Annotated in this window: 21 protein-coding genes; 11 read left to right on the forward strand and 10 right to left on the reverse strand. The window is 68.9% G+C overall.

All coding sequences use genetic code 11. The features are described 5' to 3' along the window. Window positions 1-3,678 (reverse strand): FtsK/SpoIIIE domain-containing protein (locus ACSNOD_RS12555; RefSeq protein ID WP_436766952.1); only part of this gene is annotated, 3,678 nt, incomplete at its 3' end. After that, the gene (locus tag ACSNOD_RS12560) at window positions 3,611-6,070 is read right to left on the reverse strand and encodes a WD40 repeat domain-containing serine/threonine protein kinase (protein ID WP_436766953.1); all 2,460 of its coding nucleotides are present in this window, start codon (window positions 6,068-6,070) and stop codon (window positions 3,611-3,613) included. The genes ACSNOD_RS12560 and ACSNOD_RS12555, both read right to left, overlap by 68 nt. Before the next feature lie 113 nt (window positions 6,071-6,183). Between ACSNOD_RS12560 and ACSNOD_RS12565 the strand changes: the two genes are divergently transcribed. Genes ACSNOD_RS12565 through ACSNOD_RS12580 form a run of 4 tightly spaced genes read left to right on the forward strand, consistent with a single transcriptional unit; the run spans window position 6,184 to window position 9,090 of the window. Continuing rightward, entirely contained in the window at window positions 6,184-6,468 is a 285-nt protein-coding gene (locus ACSNOD_RS12565; protein ID WP_436766954.1) for a hypothetical protein, read from the forward strand. Between the two features lie 10 nt (window positions 6,469-6,478). Beyond that, a complete protein-coding gene (locus ACSNOD_RS12570) occupies window positions 6,479-6,775 on the forward strand; it encodes a WXG100 family type VII secretion target (RefSeq protein ID WP_436766955.1) in 297 nt (98 codons plus the stop codon). A 9-nt stretch (window positions 6,776-6,784) separates the two neighbouring features. Then, complete coding sequence (locus tag ACSNOD_RS12575) at window positions 6,785-8,068, forward strand: hypothetical protein (protein WP_436766956.1); 1,284 nt, start codon at window positions 6,785-6,787, stop codon at window positions 8,066-8,068. After that, entirely contained in the window at window positions 8,065-9,090 is a 1,026-nt protein-coding gene (locus tag ACSNOD_RS12580; protein WP_436766957.1) for a hypothetical protein, read from the forward strand. The genes ACSNOD_RS12575 and ACSNOD_RS12580 overlap by 4 nt, the downstream gene beginning before the upstream one ends. 179 nt (window positions 9,091-9,269) lie before the next feature. Here the strand turns inward: ACSNOD_RS12580 and ACSNOD_RS12585 are convergent, their stop codons facing one another. From ACSNOD_RS12585 to ACSNOD_RS12595, 3 genes are all read right to left on the reverse strand, one after another. Continuing rightward, window positions 9,270-9,680: a RidA family protein gene (locus ACSNOD_RS12585; RefSeq protein ID WP_436766958.1), complete on the reverse strand. Its 411-nt coding sequence runs from the start codon at window positions 9,678-9,680 to the stop codon at window positions 9,270-9,272. A gap of 70 nt (window positions 9,681-9,750) precedes the next feature. Continuing rightward, window positions 9,751-10,935, reverse strand: a complete 1,185-nt coding sequence (locus ACSNOD_RS12590; RefSeq protein ID WP_436766959.1) for a GDSL-type esterase/lipase family protein — start codon at window positions 10,933-10,935, stop codon at window positions 9,751-9,753. A 163-nt stretch (window positions 10,936-11,098) separates the two neighbouring features. Then, window positions 11,099-11,668, reverse strand: a complete 570-nt coding sequence (locus ACSNOD_RS12595) for a TetR/AcrR family transcriptional regulator (protein ID WP_436766960.1) — start codon at window positions 11,666-11,668, stop codon at window positions 11,099-11,101. A gap of 234 nt (window positions 11,669-11,902) precedes the next feature. On the opposite strand from ACSNOD_RS12595, the gene ACSNOD_RS12600 reads away from it, so the two are divergent. After that, window positions 11,903-13,141, forward strand: coding sequence for a hypothetical protein (locus ACSNOD_RS12600; RefSeq protein WP_436766961.1), 1,239 nt, complete (start codon window positions 11,903-11,905; stop codon window positions 13,139-13,141). 193 nt (window positions 13,142-13,334) lie between these two features. On the opposite strand, the gene ACSNOD_RS12605 is transcribed toward ACSNOD_RS12600, so the two are convergent. Continuing rightward, window positions 13,335-13,982 carry a TetR/AcrR family transcriptional regulator C-terminal domain-containing protein gene (locus ACSNOD_RS12605; protein WP_436766962.1) on the reverse strand — a complete coding sequence of 216 codons (648 nt, stop codon included), beginning with the start codon at window positions 13,980-13,982 and terminating at the stop codon, window positions 13,335-13,337. An 85-nt stretch (window positions 13,983-14,067) separates the two neighbouring features. On the opposite strand from ACSNOD_RS12605, the gene ACSNOD_RS12610 reads away from it, so the two are divergent. Then, window positions 14,068-14,499: an ester cyclase gene (locus tag ACSNOD_RS12610; RefSeq protein ID WP_436766963.1), complete on the forward strand. Its 432-nt coding sequence runs from the start codon at window positions 14,068-14,070 to the stop codon at window positions 14,497-14,499. Here the strand turns inward: ACSNOD_RS12610 and ACSNOD_RS12615 are convergent. Further along, on the reverse strand, window positions 14,438-14,839 hold the full coding sequence (locus tag ACSNOD_RS12615; RefSeq protein ID WP_436766972.1) for an AAA family ATPase: 402 nt from the start codon (window positions 14,837-14,839) through the stop codon (window positions 14,438-14,440). The two genes, ACSNOD_RS12610 and ACSNOD_RS12615, sit on opposite strands and share 62 nt — an antisense overlap. Window positions 14,840-14,882: 43 nt before the next feature. Next, window positions 14,883-16,193, reverse strand: coding sequence for an MFS transporter (locus tag ACSNOD_RS12620; RefSeq protein ID WP_436766964.1), 1,311 nt, complete (start codon window positions 16,191-16,193; stop codon window positions 14,883-14,885). 142 nt (window positions 16,194-16,335) lie between these two features. On the opposite strand from ACSNOD_RS12620, the gene ACSNOD_RS12625 reads away from it, so the two are divergent. Next, window positions 16,336-16,896, forward strand: coding sequence for a CGNR zinc finger domain-containing protein (locus ACSNOD_RS12625; protein ID WP_436766965.1), 561 nt, complete (start codon window positions 16,336-16,338; stop codon window positions 16,894-16,896). 77 nt (window positions 16,897-16,973) lie between these two features. Here the strand turns inward: ACSNOD_RS12625 and ACSNOD_RS12630 are convergent, their stop codons facing one another. Further along, entirely contained in the window at window positions 16,974-17,240 is a 267-nt protein-coding gene (locus tag ACSNOD_RS12630; protein WP_436766966.1) for a hypothetical protein, read from the reverse strand. A gap of 173 nt (window positions 17,241-17,413) precedes the next feature. Here ACSNOD_RS12630 and ACSNOD_RS12635 point away from each other — a divergent pair, with 173 nt between their 5' ends. The 3 genes from ACSNOD_RS12635 (at window position 17,414) to ACSNOD_RS12645 (ending at window position 20,267) form a co-directional block, all read left to right on the forward strand. Next, window positions 17,414-18,247 (forward strand): VanZ family protein, encoded by an 834-nt coding sequence (locus tag ACSNOD_RS12635; protein ID WP_436766967.1) that lies wholly within the window; start codon window positions 17,414-17,416, stop codon window positions 18,245-18,247. 116 nt (window positions 18,248-18,363) lie between these two features. After that, window positions 18,364-19,584: a serine hydrolase domain-containing protein gene (locus ACSNOD_RS12640; RefSeq protein ID WP_436766968.1), complete on the forward strand. Its 1,221-nt coding sequence runs from the start codon at window positions 18,364-18,366 to the stop codon at window positions 19,582-19,584. Window positions 19,585-19,847: 263 nt separating this feature from the next. Then, on the forward strand, window positions 19,848-20,267 hold the full coding sequence (locus tag ACSNOD_RS12645) for an ATP-binding protein (protein WP_436766969.1): 420 nt from the start codon (window positions 19,848-19,850) through the stop codon (window positions 20,265-20,267). A gap of 92 nt (window positions 20,268-20,359) precedes the next feature. Here ACSNOD_RS12645 and ACSNOD_RS12650 read toward each other — a convergent pair whose 3' ends face one another. Beyond that, window positions 20,360-21,643, reverse strand: a complete 1,284-nt coding sequence (locus ACSNOD_RS12650) for an MFS transporter (protein ID WP_436766970.1) — start codon at window positions 21,641-21,643, stop codon at window positions 20,360-20,362. A gap of 56 nt (window positions 21,644-21,699) precedes the next feature. Here ACSNOD_RS12650 and ACSNOD_RS12655 point away from each other — a divergent pair. Beyond that, a partial coding sequence (locus tag ACSNOD_RS12655; RefSeq protein WP_436766971.1) for a DUF5937 family protein occupies window positions 21,700-22,749 on the forward strand: 1,050 nt, incomplete at its 3' end.

Genomic DNA, 22,749 nt, shown 5'->3' on the forward strand with positions numbered 1-22,749 from the left:
TGGTGCGGTGGGGTGACAGATCTGTATGTGGCGTCCGGTAGCGGCGTCGATGGCGCGGCCGGGCAAGGGGGGCGGGCTGGTCATGCGGGAGGTCAGGTGAGCGCGGCGGGTGTCCTCTTTCGGAAATGGCAGCAGCAGGCGCCGGGTGTAGAAGGTGGGAAGTTTGTGGTTGAGCATGTCCTGGCCGCCGAGGGGCACGATGTGCACCCCGAGGGGAGCTCCTGCCGTGATGATGCCGCGGAGCATGGTGACCAGCGAGGTCGGGGTGAAGGTGGGGTCGCTGTGGTCTTCGAAGTGTTCCCAGCCGTCGATGAGGAGGATCAGGTACGGCCGGGGAGAGCCGCCGGCCGGGCTGGTGGAGCGCTGTTGGACTTCGCCGTCAAGCCAGGTGATCAGGCGGCGGATTCGGTCGGGCTGGGCGGCTGGCAGCACTCCCCCGCAGTGCGGCAGTTCGGCGTAGTCGGAGAGCCCGGACGGGTGATGCTCGATGACGTACAGGTGCACCTCGTCGGGCCGGAACCGGGAGACCAGACTGGTGATGAGGGCGCGCGCGAAGGTGGTGCGGCCGGACTGAGGGCCGCCTGCGACGAGCAACCGGTCGGTGCCGGCGAGATCAAGGAACTCCGCGGGCTGGGCTTGCTCGGCGGGGTTGTCGGCCAGGCCGAAGGGCACAGCGGTCGCGGGAACGGCACCGGTCTGGCTGCGGCTGAGGCCTTCCAGGGCGAGGGCGGAGGGCAATGGAGGCAACAGCGGCCGGAAGGGGGCGATCAGCCCGCTGCGCTGGGCGGCCTCTTCGATGGCGGCGATGGCAAGGTCCTGGTCAGTGGCACTGCCCTGAGTGGCGATGTGCTGCGCGGGGCGGGGCACTCCCATGCTTGTCCACGTCAACGTGCGGACGACCGTGCGCCTGGTCGTGCGGGAGGGCGGCGGCGCACCCAGGTAGCCCGATTGAAAGGGGCGAGGGGCGCGGGCGTCGTCGGTCGTGCACAGGATCAGGCCGCGGCCCCTCAGGGAGCCAGGGATGGCGGCGGCGTCCGGGGTGCCCAGGACTTCTGTGCTGTCGGCCGGTTCATTCTGCCGCAGACTGATGCGCAGTGAGATGTTGTTCCTCAGTTCCGGCGAGAGCTTCCCCTGCAGTGACTGTGTGGCGAGCACCAGGTGCATACCCAGCGAACGGCCCTTCGCTGCGACGTTGACCAGTTCCTTGAGGAAGTCGGGCGATGTCTCCAGCACCCGGGCGAATTCATCGAAGACCAACACCAGGCGTGGGAGCGGCGGTAGAGAAGAGTCGGTGGAGCGCTTCTTCCAGTATCGGTCGATCTCGCCGTCGTACCGGGCCAGGATCACCTCGCGACGGCTGACCTCAGCGCGTACGGATGCCAGGACTCGGGCGGCGGCTGTGTCGTCGAAGACGTCGGCGGCCGTCTCACCGGTGGAGCGGATCAGCGCGACGACATGCGGGCAGTGCTGGAAGGGCAGGAACGCGCTGCCTCCCTTGAAGTCCACCAGCACCAAATTGAGCTCGTCCGGCCGGTTGGCCAGGAGCAAAGAGGTCACCAGGGTCTGGAGCAAGATGCTTTTGCCCGCGCCCGTGGCACCGCCGAGCATGGTGTGCGGTCCTTGACCGGCCAGGTCGACGGTCACCGGACCGCTGGCGTCGGCGCCCAGGACGACTCGGGTGCGCGGCCCTCTCCCCTCGTCCCACAGAGCCACAACGTCCTCGGGGCCGGGCTCGGCGATGCCCAGCAGATCCAGGAACCGCACGTGCGCGGGGAGGGCCTGGTGGGTCGATCCGAGGGTGAGCCGGTCCCGCATGGGGGCCAGAGCCCGGGCCACTGCTTCAGGAGACTCTTCGGCGAAGACGTCCGGCTCGGCATCAAGCGGCTGGTCATCCGGCATGCGGGTCAGCCGCAGCGAGTCGGTACCGACCTCGCACAGGCCACGGCATTCGTTCATTGTGCGCCGGTCGGCGCAGATCACGTAAACACCGACCGAGGGGCCGTCGCGCAGCACCTCGTCCAGGCCCGGCAGTTGGCGCAGGGCCACCGCGCCGTCCAGGACGACGACAACCTCATAGTCGGCTTGGGCAGCAGGAGCACCGCGCTCAGCACTTCGGGCCCGGACGAGCTTCTGCAACTCCTGGACCCGGGCAGCGCGTGTTGCGTCGGTATTCCCTATGAAGCAGGGCATCGACGCATCGCGGCCGGCATCCACATGCGGCAACCACCTGGCCCATGCCAGCGCATCGTGGCCCGCAGCCGCAATCACTACGATCCGCAGGTCAGCAGGACTGCGCAAGGTACCGAGCTGGATCAGGAGCCAGTCCATCAGCGACTGCACCGGCTCAAGGGGGCCAACCAGACCCAGCACGCCGGTAAGTCTCAGGTCCACGGTGGCCGGCACCTCGCGGACCACGGGAGGCCGAAAACCCTCCCAGGGTTCTCCCCGCAATCTCACCGCTGCCGGCTGGTCAGTAAGGCCGACCCTCAGGACCAGCCCATGAGGAGAATCCAGCCTGCCGGACCACAGACCCGAGCTTTCCCCGAGGGCGGCCTGAGCGGTCTCACGCGGACCGGGTGCGAGCAGCAGGCGCACTCGCCTTTCTTCGGCGATGTGCGAGTCGATTGCCTTCTTGGCCGCGTCTTTCGCCGCGGTGAAGGCTGCCTCACGCTCCCGACGCTGCTTTTCCTCGATGCCCTGCACCACCACGTAACCGACCAGGCCGAGAAGACCTATCCACAACATGATCAGGCGCTGGGTGACCAAGGCCAGCAGTACGGCTCCGCCGACTGGGGCCAGAGCGGACACCATCCGCGCGCTGATATTTCCCGGTACGGACTGTGACGTGGGCAACGTGATTTCGGCGGATGGAATCGTTGGTGTCGCAGCGAAGGCCCTGTCGAATTCCAGGCGCGCATCGGCGCTGCGTGCCACCTGGTCGCCGCCCGGAGGACGGGGGGTCCACCGCAGTTCATTCGCGCCGATCCGCAGTACCGTCTCCGGACCGAGTACCGCCGGGCCCGTGATGCGTGCGCCGTCGACAAACGTCCCATTGGTCGATCCACTGTCCACGACAACAGCGCGGGCATCGGCGGAAATATGGAGCCTGGCGTGCTCCCGTCGGGAAACACCCGATTCTCGCAGGCATATCGCCGCTGCCGAATTCCGCGCGATGAGATGCGTCCCCGGCAGCAGCCTTACGGCCATTCCTGCGTCCGGGCCCGCGGTGACACGGAGAATTCCCGCCGCACCTTCGGAGACCGGACGGAATACCGGCCCGGGCGCTCCAACACTGATGACGGCTCCTTGCAGCAGCGGGCTGCTGGCGAGAGTTGCCTCGGGGTCCAAGGGGACGGAGCCGATGAAACATTTTCTACTGCCCACAGGCACTGGTAAGGATTCCAGTACGGCGCCCACCCTGCTCTCGGGCTCGGCGATCACCTCGACGTCATGCCGCACCGTACTGCCGGTGTCCTGAACCGTCAGACGAAGGATCATCACAGTGGCCTTTGGGAACGAAAGCTTCGTGCCGTCAAGAAGCCGCGTCCTGATCGCGCCGTGAGAGGAAGCCGAAGTACGCTGCAGCCCAGCACGCCGGAGCGGAGTGGAGTCATGAACCGATCCCGGTGTTCCACAGCCGGACCTTGCCGATGCTGCTGTACGCCAGAACCTTGCCATCGGCGCTCAGCGCGATGGCATCAGCAGATGCCCCTTCACCTCGCTTGATCTCCAACTTCTTCACCATCTGGCCGGTGTCGACGCGCCATATCCGTATCGTGCGGTCAGCGCTGCTCGTAGCGATAAAATCGGCACCGCCCCGGGCAGCCCGGGTGATCTGCCCTGTGTGACCGGTGAGCGTGTGAAGAAGTCTTCGGCTCTTGACTTCGCGAACTTCCACGTTAAAACCGTTTGCGGTGAACATTGTATCGCCGTCGCGTGGCTCGGTGGCACGCCCCGAGGCAACGTCCCAATAGCGTATGGATGTATTGCCGGAATCCGCGGCTCTGACTGCTTCGCCGTCTCGGGTGAAGCCAACGGCGACGAACTCGGCTTCCTTCTCCGAGAAGGAGAATATTTCCTTCTTCGCTCCCACGTCCCACAGCTTGACCGAACGGCGGTGCGCGCTGGCCAGCCTCGTTCCGTCAGGACTGAACGCCAGATCACTTGCCTCGGAGAAGCGAGTCGACGGGAAAGTCGCGCTATTCGTGAAGGTCTTCGTATTCCACAGTTTGATGGTGTAGTCTTGACTGGCGCTGGCCAGCGCGGTTCCTCCTGGACCGAATTCCAGAGCCTCAATTTCCCTGGTATGCCCGGTCAGTACGGCCACTTGCTTGCGTGCCGCGACGTCCCAAAGAGTGATGGTGTTGTCGTCCGTGACGCTGGCCAGCATGGAGCCGTCCGGGCTGAATACCAGCGGCCCGCTCGAGGACACCTCCCCCAGAGACGCTGGGCGGGCCGGCTCAAAAACGTACGTGCCGCCCAAGGTCGCGCCGCACAGCAGGACTGCCGCGAAGAGTCGGGCGCGCGCAGGTCCGGCATTCGGGCCAATCGATTGAACCCTTGCGACCGAAGAAGGCTTGGTGGCCTCGAATGCCGCTTCCACGGTAGAAATCGACGCGTCGACATCACCCAACGTCCACGTGAAGGGTTTCCCGGCCTTAGTGAACACGAAGGGGGAAAACAATTTGTTTTTCGTAATGGCGCTGGGCGCGGTAGAAGCCATGCGCAGAGCCGCCCTGGTCCGCAGGGGTGCGATGCGCGCGACGAGGACCTCATCGACATGCTCCCACGGCACGGTGTGCTCTCTCGGCGCCGGTCGCAGCCTGTCGGACAGTTTCCCCTTTCGCTGGGACACCGTGAAGCCCTCTGCGGAAATTCTAACCCTTCCCCACCACTGCTGACGGTCAGCGAGGGCAAAAAGAGTCAGCATCACAAGAATGGCTATGGCACTGGTTTGGATCGAGACACCATCCATCGGGTTGGCCAATCTGAAAACGGTCCACAGCGCCAGAATCAGCAGTGCGATGCGCGCCAGAACATGCAGGCCTGTCTCCGGCGTTGAGACGGTGAAGCTCGGGGCCGCTGGTGTCTGTGTTCCTGCCCGTGGCCGCCGCAGTGCTGCGCCTGCCGGCCTTACAGCGGTGGTGTGGTCCTCCCAGTCCGCCCTACCAACCGCGGCGTCATCTCCAGCAGGGGAAACGGTCGGCCCCTGTGGGGTGACAACAGAGGGTGTGATGGTGGTCGTGGACTGAAGCGGGTCACTGATCCGTCGGGTGGTCACCCGCGAGGCGGGGTCGCGAGCCAGCAGCCCAGCCACCACCGGCCCAAGGAGGGGGTAACCGTCCAGCGCGGGTGGATCGTCGTGCAGGATCGCATGAATGGTGGCCGCGGTGGAGGCCCGCTCGAACGGCCCTCTGCCCTCCACGGCCTGAAGCAGGGTCACACCCACTGCCCACAGATCGACGGCGGGCGACGGAGGCTTGCCTTCGAAAAGCTCCGGCGCCATGTAGCCGGTGGAACCGGCCACACCATGCCGGGTGAGCCGGGTGTCGTCAACAGCATGGGCGATGCCGAAGTCGACCAGCTTCACTACATCGCCAGGCAACACGATGATGTTGCTCGGCTTGACATCCCGGTGTACCAGGCCGATGGAGTGTGCCGCGTCCAGCGCATCCAACACCTGCTCGCCGATGCGAGCCACGCGCTCCTCCGGCAGGACGCCCTCCCGCTCCAGAATCCCCGCGAGAGACGGCCCCTCCAGCAGTTCCATGACGATGTAGACGGCCTCATCCTCCGCGCCGGCCGGAACCAGGTCGTGGATCGCCACCACGCCCGGGTGCCTGACCCGGCCGGCCGCACGAGCCTCGCGCAGCGCCCGCTCGGCCACCACGGACTGCTCACCGTCCGTGAGCCCTTGCAGTATGTGCAGCTCCTTGACTGCCACCGGTCGCCCGATCAGCTCATCGGTCGCCCGCCACACCACCCCCATCCCTCCTCGGCCCAGCATCTGGGTCAGCCGGTACCGGCCGGCCACGAGCCGGCCGGAGGCGCGCGCACCCGTCCCGTCCACAGCTGGGCTCCTCCCACTATTGGCCAACTCTCGCCTGTTGTACGGTGGTTGAGGCTAAGGCATGTACACACAGAACGCAGCAGCGGGAGCGGCATGGGAGGTCGCGGGGTTCCATGGCCAGCCGGTTCTCCTCCGACCCCCAGGTCGCTGCACAAGTCGCCGGTGAGCTGGCCCGACTCCGCGAGGACATGCGGGTCGCAGCACGGCGCCTCGACACAGCCAATGTCACAGACTCCGTAGCGATCAACACCGCGCTGGACGCGTTCCACCACGCTGCCGCCCAGTCCTGGGACAGCTTGCTCGCCGAAATCGGGCAAGCGGCGGATCTGTTCGCCCAGCTGTCGCGAGGCACGCTCGATCTCGACAAAGCGTTCGCCGACAAAGCCCGCACTATTTGAGGAGTACCTTATGACGGATGTCCGTGTCGGATACGACGGAGTCGGCCAGGCAGCCGGGCAATTGCAGACCGCAAAGAACTCGATGAGTGAGAAGCTGCAGTCCCTGAAGTCCATGATTGACCAGCTTGTGGCAAGCGAATTCCGTACTCAGATGGCCTCGTCCCGATTCCAGGAGTCCTACCAGCAGTGGACAACTGGCACGCAAAACATGATCGAAGGGCTGGAGGGCATGGCCACGTACCTCAGAGATGTCGTGCGAGAGCACCAAGAGCTCGACATACGACTCGCCGGGGGCGCCGGCAGCTGACCCGGGACTATGAACGACTGGTCCGTCCTGGGCCTTCAGAAGAATCCAATCCCTGGCAATCCGGCACGGATCATGAGGCTCGTCGCGCAACTACGGCAAGAAGCCGAGCAAGCCGAGAACTGCGCCAGCCGGCTCCAGCATATAGCCGGCAGAAGTGCAAATCTACGCATGGAGGGCGAGTACGCCCCCAAGTTCCGACAGGTTCTGATCAACCTGCCACGGGAGTCGGCCCGCCTCGGCCCAGCCCATAGAGCTTGCGCGAACGCCCTTTCGCTATACGCAGAGCACCTCCAACAGGCTCAGCTCGAGGCCAGGAACGCGCTTTCCCTCGGCATGGGGGCCGATGCCCAGTACAAGAACGCCTTACGGCAGTTCTACTCGCTGGTACCGGTCATACCGTCGGCAGGAGGGGTCTGGCGTGGACTCAATCAGTCCACCGCGCTTTACTACAGTCAGCAGCTACCGGCCCACATCCGTGAGATTGCCGCCAGGATCGGTAATTTCGCAGCCGAGGCAGAGCGGGACCGACAACGCGCGGCACAGTTGGCCCGACGAGCCGAGCAATCCTTACTCGAAGCCGAACAGCGGTGCGCACAGGCTATTCTGGAAGCTGTCTCTGATGTCCGCGCGTACCACTACGCACCCTTGGTGCGGGGAGGTGATCTGGAACAGAGGTTTCGCGATAGTATTCGCCAGTTGCCCGGCGACAAGCGGCCCAAGCCACATAACCTGGAGACGATACTCGACCGGCTGTCCACGCATCCGCACGGTCAGGAGATCGCCGAGATCATCGCTTCAGGGCGCTTCGCGAAAAGCCAGAATTTCGGCCCGGTCATTAGCGCCATGGGGTCAGGGAAGAAACGGTTACTGCAGTCTTCAGTGGACCAGATCCGTTTCGCCAATGACCTGCATAAACGTGGATTTCGAGACTTCGTGTTCGACTACAAGGGAGGTGGAGGTGACGTCGACATCTGGGTCCGCGACAGCCCGGGCGGTTCGGTGGGTTACCAGCTGAAACGACTCAATGATCCCCGCAACCCAGTCAATGAAATAAATCGTTACTTAAGGCAGCTGAAGAAGGCGAAGGAGGTGGATCACAAGGTGATGCTGGTAGACGCCAGGGGCACTCTGGCCGAATGGCGAAGCAAAGGGTATGTGAAACTCCTCCAGCAGGTGCACGAAGGAACTCATCCACAAGTGAGAACGGGTAAAGGCTTCTTGTTTTTTATTCGCCTGGATGACGGGGTCATCGCCATTCCTCCGGGCAGCAGCCTATACAGGGGTGGCCAGTGATCACATCTATTCCAATCGGCAGCTGGTCCTGGGACATTCATTCCAGATCGCCCTGGGCGGAGGCGCTGCAAAGGTGTGTCGAGACCTCCCTTGTCATCTACGGCTTGTTGGATGATCTTGGCTGCGTGTCCGGAGCGCCGGAGGGGCTTGCCGTGGTCCAAAGCACGGACCCCAGTAACGATCTTCTCTTCTCACGTGGTCACGTGCCAGTCATCCCCGGAATTCCCCAGGGCGGGCCCGATGTCGTCAGGCTGCTCCGCGACTCCACGGAAGAAACGGCGGGTTGCTCCGTAGGGCTCGTCAGCTTTTGGTTGGCCTGCCCCGGAAAGTGGACGGATGCCGGGACTGAAATCAACGCTGACAGGTTTCTGGAGATTGATCTGGCGGCATGGTCGGAGTCGACTGACTCGGTCACACTGCACACATACTCCGACGCCTGGCTCACGCATAATCTGCGGGGGCGCAAGCAGCCAGAGGTCCACGCGGCGAATGCCCCGCGCTTGAGCGCAGCCCTGCGGGCCATCTCGGAATTCATTGGGGCTGAACCGTACCCCGGAGATCCCACGTGTTTTGCCACGCCCACCACCGACGGCTTCGAGGCGCTTCCGGATGAGGAGCCCGAGCTTCTCGATTCCTGGGAGATGTTTGAGGTCCCGTACAGGCTGACGAAGCTGGAGCTGGCTGCGCCTCCGGGCCAGGAACACTACAGCGCCGAGACTGAGGGCAGTGTCCACTACGTGACGGTGGCTCATGGCAGTCGCGTTCTTGGGTATCTCTGGGAAGCCAACACCGACGCAGCCGCAGGGTTCGAGCCGCGCAGCGCAGCCGGCGAAGCAGCCTTCGAAGCAGGCACGTTCTGGCTTACGCAACTCGCATCCACGAAGAGCCGGGGACTGTCGCCCACCGAGGCCCTCGAGGAGTTCAGAGCACTCGACGGGGCCGGCGCAGGGCGTCTGCTCCCCGGGTCGGACGCCGAGGCGAGGAACCTGAGCGAATTGCGCGACTTGGCGGGACGCATCTGAGCCATGGCTTCCGCCTCCGCTTCGGACGGGGCCCGTGGCCGCTGCGGTAGCAGCTCGGTAGGGGCCCGGTATGGGTCGTGTCGTCAATCAGGCCGGTCGGCGCGGCATGCGCGGGAGTCGCACCCACTTGGCCTTGCGTCGACGGGCCAACGCCCAGCGCAGGGGTCGCCAACACGTGCTCAGGAGTCGAGCACGGCGGCGACGGCCTCGATCTCGACGAGTTGGTCCTGGTAGCCGAGCACGGTGACGCCCATCAGCGTGCTGGGGACGTCGTGGTCGGCGAACGCGTCCCGTACGACCTGCCAAGCGGTCACCAGGTCCTCCCGGCGGGTCGAGGCGACGAGAACCCGGGTGTTGATGACGTCCCCGATGGACGCGCCCGCGGCGCTGAGGGCGGCCCGCATGTTCTCGATGGCCTTCGCTGCCTGGCCGGCGTAGTCCCCGACCGCCGCCGTGGAGCCGTCCTCGTTCAGGGGGCAGGCCCCGGCCAGGAAGATCAAGCGGGCCTCGGCGGGCGCCGTGGCCGCGTAGGCGTACTCGGCGACGTCGGACAGGCGGTCGGAGCGGATCAGTGTGACGGCGCGGGCCACGGTCGGGTCCTTTCCCCTCGGGGTCGATGCGCGGACATCCTGCCAACCGGTCCCGGACCCCGCATCGGGTTTACGGCGCCGGGGACTCCGCGAAGGGACCGTCGGCGCCGAAGGCCAGCGTCGCGAAGTTGTCGCCGATGCGGCGGTGGGCGGCGGCGTCGGGGTGGAGCTCGTCGGGGAGCGGCAGCTCGGCGTAGTCGGCCTCGCCGTACAGCGAACGACCGTCGAGGTAGTGCAGGTTGGGGTCGTCGGCGGCCCGCTGCTCGACGATGCGGGCGAGCTCGTCGCGGATGACGTTCAGCGTCAGGCGGCCCGCGGCGCGCTCGGCCGGGTCGCCGGTGGCCTTGAACCGCACCGTCCCGCCGGCGAAGTCCGGCGCGAGGGGGCCGGGGGTGTCCTCCTGAATGGGGCACAGGAGGGGCGAGACGACCAGCAGCGGGGTGCTCGGGTGGCCCTCGCGGATCGTGTCGAGGAAGCCGTGCACCGCGGGCCCGAAGGCGCGCAGCCGCATCGCGTCGGTGTTGACAAGGTTGATGCCGATCTTGACGCTGATCAGGTCGGCCGGGGTGTCGCGCATCGCGCGTGCGGTGAACGGGTCGAGCAGCGCGCTGCCGCCGAACCCCAGGTTGATCAGCTCCACCCGGCCTAGGGCGGCGGCCAGCGCCGGCCATGTGGTGGTCGGGGTGGCCGCGTTGGAGCCGTGGCTGATCGAGCTGCCATGGTGCAGCCACACGCGGCGGCCGCGCTCGGTCGCCGGCTCGACCGGGGCGTCGGTGCGCAGGGCGATCAGCTCGGTGATCTCGGTGTGGGGCAGCCAGATCTCGATGTCCTTGTCGCCCGCGGGCAGATCGGCGAACCGGGCCGTGCCGGGCGGGCCCTCGTGGAGCTCGACCTGCTGGGTGGCCAGGTCGACCATGCGCGTGTTGCCGCCGGCCACGGTGGCCGACGCCGCGAGGCGGCCGTCGACGAGCAGGTCGTACACGCCGTCCGCCGGGGCCGGGCCCGGTACGCCTCGGTAGGCCCGCTTGGTCGGCAGTGTGTCGAGCTCGACGGTGGTGGCCCGGGTGCGGAAGGCCAGGCGTACGCCGGAGGGCTGGGCCTCGGCCATGGCCAGCTGGCCGTCGGGTATCTGCCGCCGGGCCCACGCGGGCAGCCGGTGCGGCAGCAGGCCGTGCGCGGTGCGCTCGACGTCGAGGGCGCCGCGCAGCAGGCGCGGGTCGATGGGGGTGGTGATCCAGTTGGTCTCGGCGTTCATGGGTCCCAGCTTGTTGATCGGCGCGTCCGGGTCGTGCGGACGCGCGATTCGTCACGGTTGTACGGTCGTTCGGTCGCTCGGGGCGGTGGCCGACGGTCGAGTCGTTCGTGCGCTGCCGGCGTGGGGCGCGGGGCGGGGCGCGGGGTCTGGGGCTAGGGCGCGGTCAGGACCTGGGCCAGGCGCGCAGTTGAGCGTCCAGGGAATCCAAGATCCATGTCCAGGTTTCCTGGGAGTCGGGGGCGCTGTGGCTGAAGCCGCCGGCCGCCTCCAGGCTGACGTAGCCGTGGAAGATGCTGCCCAGCATGCGGACCGCGTGCGTCTGGTCCGGCTCCGTCAGGTCGTAGCCGCGCAGGATCGCCCGCGTCATCTGCGCGTGTCTGCCGCCGGCGCTGGCCGCCGCTGTCTCCGGGTCGAGGCGCAGCCGCGCGGCGTCGTAGCGGCCGGGGTGCTCCCGGGCGTAGTCGCGATAGGCGTTGGCGAAGGCGGTCAGGGCGTCCTTGCCGGCGCGCCCGGCCAGGGCCGCGGCGACCCGGTCGGCCAGTTCCTCCAGCGCAAGGAGGGCGATCCGGGTCTTGAGGTCCTGCGAGCTCTTGATGTGCGAGTACAGGCTCGCGGTCGCCACGCCGAACCGCCTGGCGAGCGCGGGGACGGTCACCTTGTCGAAGCCGACCTCGTCCGCGAGCTCCGCCCCGGCCTGAGCGAGGCGCTCCGCGGTCAGTCCTGCGCGCGCCATGGCGGCCTCCTCCCTCTAAGCCAGAACCGATTAAGATCCTGCCTAATGCGTTTAGGTAAATGAGTGTACCACTTAGGTGGCCCCCGGCCGGGTACGGGTACGAGGGGCTGCCCGGGTGCGAACGCGTTGACCCTTGGCGCGCGCCGCGCTTTCATCCCCGAAGTCCTCCGCGTCGGTCCGGAGGACACGAGGGGGCGGCGGTGGCCGCCCCACGCCCGAAGGGGGAGCCACCCGATGAGACCTTCCTTACGCGTCCTGATGACCGCCGCCCTGGCCGCCAGCCTGGCCGCCGCCCTCACCACTGCCGCCTCACCGCCCGCGGGGGCGATGAGCAGCGACCTGCTCCCGCGCACCGAACGCATCAGCGTGTCCCCCGACGGAGCCGGCGGCAACCACCACTCGGTGGACCCGGTGGTCAGCGCGGACGGGCGCGTCGTGGCCTTCGCCTCGAGCGCGACCAACCTGGTGCCCGGCACGACCGTGTCGCACAGCGTCTTCTACCGGACCGCTCCCGGCGCGCCGCTGCGGCGTGTGGTGGTGCCGGGCGAGACGACATCGACGCCCCAGGTGTCGGACTCGGGGCGCCATCTGACCTTCACCTCGTTCTCGGCCGCGACCGGGAAGTCCTCCGTGCACGTCCTGGACCTGTCCACCGGGCGCGCCGAACGCCTAGCGCCGGTGCTGCAGGGGCAGTACGAGGTCTCGTACGGCGTCGCCCCGATCAGCGCGGACGGGCGGTACGTCGCCTTCGTCGCCCGGCCTGCCGCCGATGAGAGCGACGCGTTCGCCTGCCGCGTCATGCTCCTGGACCGCTGGACCCAAAAGGTGCGGCGGATCAGCCGGCCCCCGAGCGGCTCGATAAGGGCCCACCAGTGCCAGCAGATCTCGATGAGCGCCGACGGCCGCAAGATCGCCTACCTGCAGGGCTATTCGGGGCCGGCGGACGACGACCAGGGCGACATCCTGGTGTACGACCGGGTGACCGGGCAGACCGCGCAGGCCGACGCCACCCCTGGGGGCGCGCCTGCCGACGCCTCCGCGACCAGCCCGGTGCTCAGCGCCGACGGCTCCAAGGTCGGCTTCAACTCCCAAGCCACCAACCTCATGCCGGGCACCGATCCGAACGACGGCTGGAACGCCTTCGTCCGTGATCTGCGCAGCGGCACGCTCCAGCGCTACGACGGCCACAACCCCACCGACCTCACCCTGATATCGGATCTGTCGGCGGACGGCTCGAAACTGCTCCTCAACACAGCGGACAAAGACCGCAGGACACTGGGCCTGATCCTGCGCGATCTGCGCACCGGCCACGAGGAACTGCTCTCACCGGGGCAGGACGGCAAACCCGTCACCGTGGGGACCGCAGCGCTGAGCACGGACGAGACCACCGCCGTCTTCGCCTCCTATTACCCCGGCCTCGTCCCCGAGGACACCAACCTCATCGGAGACGTCTTCGCCCGCACCCTGCGCTGAGCCACCGGCCGGGGCCCCGCCTCATGCGCGGTTGGGTGTGCCGTTCTTCTTCTTGTCGTCGCGCGCCTCGGCGATGCCGAAAGCGGTGAGGAAGAAGGCCGGCCGTGGCCGGATCGCGAGCCGCGACCCACTGACCCGACTGGCCGACTGCGCCTGCCGCGGGCGGTGATCGGCAGCTCCGGCGCCCGGACCCTCAAGAGCTCTCCGCGGCGAAGCCGGTCAACAGCGCCTCAATGGCGTAGCGGAACCGGGTCTCGTCGTCCGTGCCGGCCCTTCTCCGCGCCGCCTCGACCAGCAAGGGATACCGGTCCTGCTCAAGGGCGGCCAGCCACGCCGCCGAGCCGACACCATCAGCGGTACCGGCGTGGGCGGCCTCAGCAGTAGCGTGGCCCACGGTGAACAGGGTCAGGGTGTTCACCATGTCCAGCGCGCCGCCGAGCGCGAACCCGGCCGCGGTGAGCGCGGTCAGCACCCGCTCCACCGCGTCCAGCGTCGCCGGGGTCACGGCAGGACGTACCGCCACCAGGGGCAGGACGCCGGGATGGCGGAGGAGGGCGGCGCGCAGCGCTCCGGCGTAGTCGCGGAGCATCCCCTGCCAGTCGCCGGATGCCCGTGCCGCTGGAACGGCCGCGGCGAGGACCCGTTCCACCAGGCCGTCGAGCAGCGCGTCCTTGCTGGGCACATAGTGGTAGACCGTCATCGCCTCCACACCCAGTTCCTGGCCCAGGCGCCGCATGGTCAGCGCCCTGACCCCCTCTCGGTCGGCCACCGCCAGCGCGGCGTCCAGCACCAGCCCCCGGCTCAGCCCCGCGCGTTGCCCCGGCGTCCTGTTGGCCGTCACGGTTCTCACCCCTTGACTTTCTTATGACGTAAGAAGATCCTAGCGCCAGCAAGATTCTTACGGCGTAAGGCATGAGGTGTGGAGCATGACTGTCGAGGCGAACAAGCGAGTCGTGACCGGATTCCTGCGTGCGGTGAACGGGCGCCGCCTGGATGACCTCGACCGTTACATGGCCCGGGACGTCATCGACCACAACAAAATCATTTTTGGCGAAGCGGACGAACCGGGCGCCGCCTTCGACGGCTTCCGCCAACAACTCGACGCCTTCGGCGAATGCCGAATGGATTACCAGGAGCTGATCGCCGAAGGCGACACGGTCGTTGCCCGCCTCGTTGTCTCGGGCACTCACACCGGCTACCACCCGCGCATGCCCGAGCCCACCGGACGGCCCTTCGCGGTCGAGCAAATCTGGGTCTTCACCATCAAGAACGGGCGGATCGCGGAGATCCGGGCGGTCAGCGACCGCTTGGGCATGTTCCAGCAACTGGGTTGGCACTGGCCCGACGCGCCGGCCTAGTCCCATGCCCGGACCACAACGACGATGCCGGAGACATTGCGGCGAGGCGTGAGTGCCCGCGTTCACCCGGCGGACCCCGGGCGTGGTCGGCCACCCGTTCGACCAGCTCCCGGTCGTGCGAGATCAGGAGCACGGCGGTCCCCGCCTGCTTGACCCGGCACAGCACCTCGGCCAGGCGTTCCTTCGCCCGCGCGTCCAGGCGCTGTTCCGGCTCGCCCAGCATCAGCAGCCGCGCGGGCCGTACGAGGGCGGCGCTCAGCAGGAGGGCCTGGCGCCGGCCGACGGACAGGGCGTCGGGGAAGGCATCCCGGCGCTCGGCGAGCCCGAGCAGTTCGAGGATGTGCTGGACGCGGACCGGGCCGTGGTCGGCAGCCGACGCGGCCCTACGTGGGGGCGAGCGCGTCGACCTCCGCCAGCGCCTTCGGCGTCACCGTACGGAGGAACGGGACGATGATGAGCACCGTGGCCACGGCGAACACCGCGAAGGCCGCGCGCATGCCGACCCACTCGGCGAGCACGCCCACGAGGCCGGCGCCCAGCGGCATCGCGCCCCAGCTGAAGAGGCGGGCGGCGGCGTTGTACCGGCCGAGCATGCCGCCGTCGACGAGCCGCTGACTGATGGTGCGCGAGTTGACCGTCCACAGGATGCCGCCCATGCCGCCGAAGAAGGCGCCGGTGGCGACCACCCAGAGGTTGGTGGAGATCACGGGCGCGGCGACCATCGCGGCGGTGCCGAGGAGGTCGGCGAACATCGACCAGCGCCGGCCGAGCAGCCGGTTCACGGTGGTGACGGTGAGCGCGCCGACCAGGCCGCCCGCGCCCAGGGCGCTGAGCAGGATGCCGTACTCGCGTGCGTCGAGCCGCATCAGGGACGTGGCGACCAGCGGCATGAGCGCCAGCCAGGCGCCCCAGCAGGCGGAGAGCACGGTCAGCGCCAGCGCCATCAGCCGCAGCAGGCGCTGCTGCCACAGGAAGCGGACGCCCTCGGCGATGCGCTGGTTGACCGAGCCCTCCGGACGGGCGCCGTCGGCCCGGGGCTTGAACCGTCCGACGAGGAAGACCAGGACGAGGGTGCCGAGCAGATAGCCGACGCCGGTCCAGCCCAGCGCCGCGCTGGCGCCGGCGGCCACGAGGAGGCCGCCGACGAACGGGCCGCAGAACTCGTTGCAGGCGGTCTCCGCGCCCGCCACCCACGCGTTGGCCCGCTCCTGCCCGGCCGGGGCGACCGCGGACGGCACGAGCGTCGCGGCGGAGGTCAGGGCCACCACCTCGGCGACGCCCAGGACCAGGCCGGCGATGTACAGCGCCGGGACCGTCACCGCGTCCCGCAGGGAGAGCACCAGCAGTGCGGCCACGACGAGCATCCGGGCGCCGTCGGCCAGCCAGAGCAGCAGGCGCCGGTCGAAGCGGTCCACCAGCACACCCACGTGCAGGGCGACCAGCAGCCACGGGAGCGTGAGGGTCAGGCCGACGCCGGCCACCTGGGCGGGCGAGTCGGTCAGCCTCGTGGCCATCAGCGGCAGGACGACCTTGGTGACGCCGTCGGCCAGGTTCGTGATGGCGGTGAAGCCCACCAGGACCGCGGTGTTGCGGGTGCTGCGGTCGCGTGCCGGGGCCTGCTCCGTCCGCCGCTCGGGCTCCCTGGACGGCTCGGGCTCGGTGGACGGCTCCAGCTCGTCCAGCACATCTGCCATGAGTAACCCCCTAAAGCGTTTTGACGGTTAGTATGGCAGTGGCAGGATGGACGCGCAGCCGGAAATCGGCCACCACCGCTCAAGGGGTGCCGACGGGCCGACAGCGGTCCCGGATACCGACGACGACGATCAGGAAGGCGCCATGCCCGCGCTCGCCCCCTCCCCCGCCGCCGCGCTGATCGAGGCCTTCACCAACACCGTCGACCTGGAGAGCGGCGACGACGACGTGGCCACCCCCGGTGAACTGGCGCGCTGGCTGGCCGACCGCGGGCTCGCCGACGCCGCCCTCCGGCTGAGCGCCGACGAACACGGGGCGTTCCTCACGCTGCGTGCCGGAATCCGTGAGGCCCTCGACGTCGCCGACCCCGTGTCGCCGCACCGGCTCGCCCAGGCCGACGCGGTGCTGGCCGAAACCCCCGTCCTGGTGACGCTGGACCGTTCCACGTGGGGCGACCGCGCCCAGCCGCTCGCCCCCGCCCCGGGCCTCGCTCCCGCGCGCACGGCGCTGGCCCGACTGGCCATCGCCTGGACGGAGGTCGTCCTGACCGGGCAGCTCGACCGGCTCAAGCGCTGTGCCGAGCACAGCTGCGGCTGGGTGTTCTGGGACGCCTCCAAGAACCACAGCCGCCGGTGGTGCTCGATGCGCGTGTGCGGGAACCGCACGAAGTCACGGCGCTACGCGGCCCGGCGCCGGGACGCTTGAACCGCCCCAACGACACGCCGGGCTCGGACGACCTGAGCCCACGCCTCGGCCGTGGTTCAACCGTGGTCAACGGTGGCTCAGCCGTGGTTCAGCCAGAACAGGAGGGCGAAGATGCCCAGCAGCGAAAAACTGACAACCCCTCCGACCCCGATGGCACGTCGCTTCAGCCCGCACCACCCGAGCATGACCAGCGCTGGGGCCCACCCGCACGCGTAGGAGATCCACCCGACACGGTGGGCCGTCTCACCGCCGACGAAGTTGAAGCAAACGAAAGCGACCGTGACGAACACGGCCGGCGCGGCCCAGAGATTGTCGGAGACGGCTTGTTCCCATGTCTTCTTCAACTACGCACAGCTCCCCGTGAATGTGCTGTTGCCCCTGGCGCGAAGGGCATCACGGCAGTATGCGGGCCCGGCCCTCACCCCTGCCAGTCCACCGCCCAGCACGCTGACACCAGGCCTTCTCAGGGCCCCACGCCTATTGGCCCATGAAACATGCGAAACGAGGCCACCAGCACATGATCGAAGCATCTATTGACGCTGTTCCGGGGCTGCTTCCGCGGTTCTGCCTGTTAGCGCTCATTCTCGCCGTCCCGACAGCTCTCATCGCCATGGCGAGGAGACGACCAGTCGTTGCCCCCACTCTGCTGGCCGCCTCTGTGGCAGGGGCGGTGTCCGTCACGCTGCTCCCGGGCAGTTCCGAAGACGCCATGCGTGGACTGTGCGATACGGGGCAACCCTTCCCCTCCCTCTTCTCGTCACCCTCCGCCCTGCTGAACGTCGCCCTGTTCACGCCTGTCGCCATTCTCGGAGTGCTGGTCCTTCGCCGCCCCGTCACGGTCATCGCCGTCCTGACGCTCTTCAGCGGCTTCGTGGAACTGATCCAGGCCACCACACCCCTGGGGCGGTCCTGCAGCGTCACCGATATCGCCGCCAACACCACAGGAACCCTGATCGGCTGCTGCGCGGCGGCAGCCTGGCTGCGCCTACGGAACGACCGCATCACGTGGTTCTCCAAGGACGTCGTCTGGGCAGCCGGGCTCGCCATCCTCGGCATCGCCGGCGTGACCGGCCTCCTGCGTTCCGTGACGACCCCGGTCGACACAGTCACCGCGCTGGACCGCGCCGAAGCGCACACGCGCAGCATGGACGAGGCCTATGAGTGGATATCCCGGGTGGCCGAAGACGTCTTCGGAAAAGGAACCGCGGTGGGAGAAACGGAAGAGGACAAGGGCGAGACTCGCACCAGGATCACGGTGAGAACCAACCGCGGGGAACTGATCGTGTGGTGGCCGGACAAGACGGTGGAACACGCCTGGACGTATGACCCGGCAGGCAGGAGAGCCCCCTGAGCTCCAGGCGTGCCGTCAGCGTTGGAGTCTCAACGGTCAACCCCCGCGCACGGGTTCCGCGTCCCTCCCATCACAGGGGTACACCCAGTCCCCGCCATGATGTGGAGGCCTCGCCCATGAAGCAGCGGTTCGCACGTGCCGCCTCGCTCGCTCTCGCCCTCGCCGTGGGCATGGGAGCCGGCGCGCTCACCCCGTCCGCGTACGCGGCGCCGGCAAGGGGCGGTGGACACGAGGCGACGCGCGCCGCGCTGCGGGACCTGGTCGAGAAGGGCGGGCTCCCGGGGGTGGCCGCGCAGGTCCAGGACGGCAAGGAGAAGTGGTTCGGCACGGCCGGTCACGCGGACACGGCCACCGGCCGCAAGCGATCCGCCGGCGACCACTTCCGCGCGGCCAGCATCACCAAGACGTTCATCGCGACCGTCCTGCTCCAACTGGATGCGGAAGGGACCCTGAGCCTGGACGACACCGTCGAGACATGGCTGCCCGGGCTGGTACGCGGCAATGGGTACGACGGTGGCAACATCACCGTGCGGCAACTTCTCAACCACACCAGCGGTATCGCCGACTACCTCAACGATGAGGACTTCAGGCGCAACTCCTCGGGCCTCGGCTTCCCGCAGCACCGGTACGACACCCATACGCCCGAGGAACTGGTGGCGATCGCCCTCGCGCACCCGCCGCGGCCGAATCCCGAGAAGTCGCCCTCGTACTCGAACACGAACTTCGTCATCGCCGGGATGGTCATCGAGAAGGCGACGGGCCGTTCGTACAGCGAGGAGGTTACGCGCCGCATCATCCGGCCGTTGCGTTTGCGCGGGACGTCGTTCCCCGGCACGAAGCCACACATGCCGAAACCCCACCCCGTCGGTTATTCGCGGCTCCACCAGACGGCCCCCGACGCCGCCGTCCACGACGCCACCGAACAGAACATGACCTGGCTCGGTGCCGCCGGCGATGTCATCTCCACCAGCGGCGACCTCAACCGCTTCCACCGTGCCCTGATGCGTGGCGATTTGCTGCCCGCCGCTCAGCTGCGGCAGATGCTCGACGAGGTGCCGACGGAGAGCGGATTGGGATTCGGACTCGGCGTCGAATTCGCGGAATTGTCCTGCGGTGTGAAGGTGGTGGGCAAGACCGGCCGTACGAACGGTTCCCTGTCCGCGATGGTCGGCACGAAGGACGGTGAACACCAGTTGACGTTCAACGCCAACGGTGACTGGCTGCAGGACGAGTCGCTCTACGTCAACGTGATCGAGGCGGAGTTCTGTGGCGGCGTCCCGGCCGCGGCCGGGAAGTCGTCGCCGCTGGCGGGGCGGCTGCCCGACTCCCCGCGCTGACCGCGACGCACGTCCCGCCCCATCCCGTCCTGTCCCGCCCCGCCCGGCTGCCACCCTGTTGTGATCCTTCGGGCCGCGAGCCGGGGCAAGCGCGAGGGTGGGCCGGGAGATGGGAGAGGGCGACGCCGGTGGGCCGGCCCGGCCTGGATATCGCACCGGGGCACGGCGGCGTGTCGTAGAGGTCATTCGGTCGTTCATGTCCAGGAGAGCCCGACTTATACCTCTGAGGAGAATCGATGCGTCGAGCCTGTACGACAGTCGCCATGGCCGCAGCCGCCCTGGCGTTCGGACCCGCCGGCGTCAGCCAGGCATCCGAGCCCCCGAACGTGGGTGGTCTGACCACTCTCGACCCGGCCGGCTTGGGTGCCACCGTGGACGGCGCCGCGCAGCGGGCGACGAACATCGCCGGGGACGCCGGGAGCAAGGCGGTGAAGAAGGGCGTTCCCACGGCGGGCAAGGTCGGCGGCAAGGTCAGCAACAAGGCCATGACGAGAGCGACCTCCACGGCTCAGGAAGCCGCCGGTGACGCCACGGACGTCCTGGCCGACGCCACGGATGTCCTGGGAGAGGCGGCGGTGGCGGCCACCGAGAGCGGGCCGCCGATCGACAGGCTGCCGACCGGTGAACTCATCGCCGAGTTGCCGATGAACCAGCTTCCCGTGAAGGGCGGTCTTGTGAGGTGAAGCGGCCGGCGGGAGCGGCTCCCGGCCTCGGCTCGCGCCCGACCGGGAGCCGCTCCCGCCTGTCCGTCGCAGGAGGCGTGCGGTCGGTGACGTCACGCCTCCGTGACGCGGGCCGCTGGCGCCTGACGCGGTGGCGCCGCGGCCACGGGAAGCTCCCGCAGCGTACGAACGGGTGAGCAGAACACCGGGAGGAACGCGCCGGCCAGGCAGATCGCACCCGCCCAGACCGCCACCCGTACGCCTGCCGTCTCACCGACGAGGCCCCCGAGGGCCGAGCCGACGGCCAGGGCGCCGGTGAGCAGGAAGCGGAAGGTGGCGTTCATGCGGCCGAGCAGCGGGTCCGGGGTCACATGCTGGCGCAGGGCGACACCGAGGACGTTGTCGATCCCCGTCTTGGTCATGGCCACGAGCCATCCGGCACCGGCCACCCACAGCCACGGCCCGTCGCCGACCAGCCCGATGGCGAGGGCGGCGGGGGCGCACCAGAGCCCGGCCAGCCCCAGGGTGCGGCCGTGGCCGAAGCGGGCGGCGAGGCGGCGGGCCAGGCCGGCGCCGACGAGGAGGCCCAGGCCGCCGGCCGCCCAGTACGTTCCGAGCGCGCCGGCGGGCAGACGCAGTTCGCGGGTGAACAGCACCGGCAGAACAGCGTTGATCATCTGGGCGCCGAGGTTGGCGAGGGTCGCGGTGAGCGCCAGCGCGCGCAGTTCGCGGCTGCCGAGGACGTGGCGCAGTCCCTCCGCTATCTCGGTCCGCAGCCGTCGCCGGTCGGCGCGCACCGCGGCCGGGGCGTGTCGCCGGCCGATGCCCGTGAGGCCGGCGGCGGAGGCGAGGTAGGCGACGGCCCCGCCGAGGATCGCGAGGGGGGCCGTGAAGAGCTGGACCAGGAGGCCGCCGGCGCCGCGACCGGCGATGTTGGCGCCGGCCATCAGGCTCACGAGGGCGACGTTCGCCGGCACCAGGCGCTCGCGGCCGACCAGTTCGGGCAGGACGCTCTGCGAGCCGACGTCGAAGAACACCGTGGCGCAGCCGGTGAGCAGCACGACCGCGTACAGCTGCGGCAGTGACAGTACGTCCAGCCACCAGGCGACGGGGATCGAGGCGTACAGCGCGGCGCGGGCGGCGTCGGCGGCCACCAGCACCCGGCGGCCGGGCAGGCGGTCCACCCAGGCGCCCGCGGGCAGGCCGATGAGGAGGAAGGCGGCGGTGGACAGCGCGGCCAGCGCGCCGGCCTGGCCGGGGCCGGCGTCGAGCGTGGTGACGGCGAGCAGCGGGATCGCCACGTAGCCGACGTTGCTGCCGAGGTGGCTGAGGGCGCCCGCGGCGAAGAGCACGCGGAAGTCGCGCAGCCGCCACGGGGAATGAGGCGCTTCGTTCATGCCGGACACCGTGCGCGGCCGCCGGCCCGCTCACGCAGTGATTTACCCTCGGCTAAATGATCGAGATCGAGCTCGGCTTGGAGGACGTGGCCCGTACCCGCTTCGCGATCTCCCCGCTGTGGGAGGTGGTGTCCAGCGTCCGGGTGCTCAAGGGCGCGGACGAGCACGGCCTGCACCGCGCCTGGGCCGATCAGGTGCGCCCGCGGCTGGCGGCGGCGGACATCGACCTGGGGCCACTGTTCGACCTCGTTCCGGTGCCGACGCGCTCGCCCTGGGCGGGTCGCGTTCCGGGGTTCATCTGTCCGCCGCCCACGACGCCGCTGCCGTCGCTGGAGGTGGAGCTGGCCACGGTCCGGGCCACCCCGCCGGCGCTGCTGCACACGACGGCGGAGGTGCCGCCCGCGCGGATGGCGGCGCTGCGCGCCGATCCGGTGGGCGAGCTCGGGCGCCTGGCCGACGTGCTGGAGGCGTACTGGGAGCTGGCGCTGGCGCCGTACTGGTCGCGCATCCTCAGCTTGCTGGAGGGCGACATCCGCTACCGCGCCGGCCGCCTCGTCGAAGGGGGCGCGCAGCATCTGTTCGCGGACCTCGACCCCCAGGTCACCTGGGCGGGCGGCACCCTGCACCTGGAGCACCGCACGGCGCGCGCGGCGCGCCGGCTCGACGGCCGGGGCCTGCTGCTGGTGCCGTCCGCGTTCGTGTGGCCGCGCGTGTTCTCCGTGCTCAACGAGCCCTGGCAGCCCTCGCTGCGCTACCCGCCGCGCGCCGTCGGCACGCTCTGGCACACGCGGCCCGTGACCGTGTCCGATGCCCTGGCGGGGGTACTGGGCCGCTCCCGCGCGACGCTCCTGACCGAGCTGTGCGCGCCCGCCTCGACCACGGCCCTCGCCCGCCGTACGGGGCTGACGCCCGGTGGCGTCTCCCAGCACCTGACGGCCCTGCGCACCGCCGGGCTGGTCAGCGCGCACCGGGCGGGCAGGGAGGTGCTGTACGCGCGCACCCGGGCGGGAGAGATCGTGGTGGAAGCGGCGGGACGTCCGCGTACAACGGCAGGACCTACCGCAACTCGTACTTCTACGACCTGGTCAAGAACAGCGTGCTGCGCA

The sequence above is a fragment of the Streptomyces sp. URMC 123 genome (assembly GCF_051386515.1).
In the GTDB taxonomy this organism is placed as follows: Bacteria; Actinomycetota; Actinomycetes; order Streptomycetales; family Streptomycetaceae; genus Streptomyces.